This window comes from Pseudoalteromonas sp. P1-26 (assembly GCF_001401795.1).
Lineage (GTDB): Bacteria > Pseudomonadota > Gammaproteobacteria > Enterobacterales > Alteromonadaceae > Pseudoalteromonas.
The window spans coordinates 1-216 of the sequence record NZ_LKDX01000206.1 but is presented as its reverse complement, the minus strand read 5'-3'; the positions used below and the strand labels follow the sequence as shown (position 1 = coordinate 216).

1 rRNA gene is annotated in these 216 nt (G+C 40.3%); it reads right to left on the bottom strand.

Annotation, left to right across the window (positions count from 1 at the left end):
• Positions 1–68 (bottom strand): 5S ribosomal RNA (gene rrf / locus AN394_RS21520); the annotation flags it as partial.
• Between the last annotated feature and the right edge of the window lie 148 nt (positions 69–216).

Here is a 216-nt window from a genome sequence, read left to right as displayed (position 1 = left end):
GCGCTGTTTCGTTTCACTACTGAGTTCGGCATGGGGTCAGGTGGGTCCAAAACGCTATTGTCACCAAGCAAATTTGGTTTAATTCGCTCATCTGAGCAAATTAATAAATCTGGAATTCTGATATCAAGTAAAATCTACTTTAGTAACTTAACTTCTGTTCGTTACGCTGTCATAAAACGCGTTTGGCGTTGTATGGTTAAGCCTCACGGGTAATTA